This window comes from Nitrincola lacisaponensis (genome assembly GCF_000691225.1).
In the GTDB taxonomy this organism is placed as follows: Bacteria; Pseudomonadota; Gammaproteobacteria; order Pseudomonadales; family Balneatricaceae; genus Nitrincola; species Nitrincola lacisaponensis.
The window spans coordinates 1-1,610 of sequence record NZ_JMSZ01000005.1; the positions used below are offsets into that span (position 1 = coordinate 1).

1 protein-coding gene is annotated in these 1,610 nt (G+C 55.4%); it reads left to right on the plus strand.

What is annotated here, in order from left to right; translation table 11 throughout:
* On the plus strand, positions 1-1,610 hold a 1,610-nt coding region (locus tag ADINL_RS00790; RefSeq protein WP_036542658.1), incomplete at both ends, for a TonB-dependent receptor plug domain-containing protein.

The window sequence follows — 1,610 nt, forward strand, 5'->3', positions numbered from 1 at the left end:
GCACAATTACAACCGGATGGCAGTCTGCGAGTGCAAGCCGCCAGTGCTCTGCAGCCCGAGTTACAAGCCGATAGCGGTACGGTGTCGCTGGATACCCTGCAGGTTGAAGGAGCCGGTTTCAGCATCAGCCGTGATGAGCAGGGTTATAACGAAGTCTATGACCGGGATACCGCCACCGCCTATATCGGCCGTGTTGAAGCCGAGCGCTATCAGGGCACCAACCCTGCCGATCTGTTAAAAGGGGTGGCCGGTGTGTTCAGCGGTGAGGCACGCAACAGCGGTGCGCTGGATTTGAATATTCGTGGCGTGCAAGGGCCAGGACGCGTACCGGTGACAGTGGATGGCACCGAACAGGCTCTGACAGTCTGGCGCGGTTATAACGGTGCCACCAATCGTAACTACATTGATCCCAATCTGATCGGTGGTATCCAGATCTTCAAAGGCGGCACCCGTGAGCGCGATGTGCAGAGTGGTGTGGGTGGTGCCATGGTGATTCGTACCCTGGAGCCCGAGGACATTATTCGCGATGGCGAGGATTTCGGGATTGAGTTTCGGGTGGAGGGTAGCAGCAACTCCGTGAGCCCGAAATTGCCCACCCTGCACACAGGTCAGGATTTCCGTACAGTAGACGGTTATCCACAGGGGAGTGGCGGCGCTGCTTATCCCTATGATGATGCGACACTGATGGTGACGCCCTCTCCCCGTGGCAGCAGTGATGATAACCCCCTGGGTGGAGAAGATTATGCCTACCGCCTGGCACTGGCCTCCAAGGGTGAACAGTTCGATTTTCTGGCGGCCTATGCCTACCGTGAACGGGGCAACTACTTCTCGGGCAAGCGTAATACCGATTACTTCTCGAATGAAGCCGGTGACAGCACCTTGGATTACATTCGCAGCATGGCCAACTACTGGCCACCGGGCACAGAAGTCACCAACACCTCCAGCCAGATGGAGTCCTGGCTGCTGAAGACCACCTGGCACCTGTCTGAGGAGGAGAGTTTGGGGCTGAGCTACCGTGCTTCGGAGAGTCTATACGGGGAGATTATGCCAACCCGTATCAGTCAGTCTGAGGAGCGCGGTACGATCCAATGGCCGTTGAGTCAGGTGGAAACCCAAGCCTACACCCTGGAATACAAGTATAAGCCAGACGACAACCCCTGGGTTGATTTTCATGCCAATCTCTGGCGCACCGATACCGTCAGTGATACCTACAGTGCCGGTGGTTTCCCCAACTTCACCAGTTATTACCAGAATGGGGATCCGATTTTGCGTAATACGGCACTGGCCAATGCCACCAATACCCGTGATGGCGTGACCTTGAGCAACCGTATGGAGTTGAATGATGCCGTATCACTGACCTTGTTAGGGCGTTTTCAGATGGAAAAGCTGCGCTCTGACGATGAATATACCGGCAGTGATAACTGGCGGATGTTTCCTCGTGCAGGTCGGCGAAAAGAGTGGGAGAGTGGCTTTGATCTGGTGTGGCAGCCAGTGGAACGCCTGCGCCTGAATGCGGGTTTGACCTACTCCTCTTACTGGGCTTTTGATGACTTCTTGGCGAATCATGATGGGCAGATTACCCAGTTGGTGAATCAGTATTACAACGTGAC